Origin of the sequence: Methylobacterium sp. J-077, assembly GCF_022829365.1 — a bacterium.
Lineage (GTDB): Bacteria > Pseudomonadota > Alphaproteobacteria > Rhizobiales > Beijerinckiaceae > Methylobacterium.
Genome location: NZ_JAKSYJ010000191.1, coordinates 1 through 534 on the forward strand (window position 1 = coordinate 1; position 534 = coordinate 534).

Here is a 534-nt window from a genome sequence, read left to right on the forward strand (position 1 = left end):
AAAGTGAGCAGCCCTCAAACCGCTCTTGATCTGGGTTAATAGCGCTTAACGTAGAAGGTTCAGACGATTTTCGCGCTTGGGTTGTGAACCCGCAACCGCGGCGGCGACCCCGCGGTTGCGAGTAAGACTCGCGCCAAGCGCTGGTCGACACGGACGGGCGTGCGCTCGTCCTCGATCCGCAGCCTGCCGACGTGCAGGACCAGGACGGAGCCGTGCCAGTCCTGCGCCTATCGCGCCGGAGCTCCCGTTCATCGTCAAGGCCTTCGCCGACGCCGGCTATGCCGGCGACAAGCCCGCGACCGCCACGATCATTGCCGTCGAGGTCGTGCGCAAGCCGCCGGCTCAGGTCGGCTTCGCTGTGCATCAGCGCCGGTGGCTCGTTGACCGGCTCCTCGTCTGGGTCAGCTGCAACCGACGCCTCTGGAAGGACCCGGAAGTGACCCTCGCCGCTGCCAGAGCCTTCCTCTACGCCGCAGCCGACATTATCCTGGTCAGACGCCTCGCCCGATCACCCTGCCGTCGCGGCCGGACGCC

The 534-nt window shown here is 66.7% G+C and carries 1 pseudogene; it reads left to right on the forward strand.

Annotated features, from left to right (window positions below):
- Positions 1 to 131 precede the first annotated feature (131 nt).
- Positions 132 to 534: pseudogene (locus MKL11_RS22440) on the forward strand (IS5/IS1182 family transposase); the annotation flags it as partial.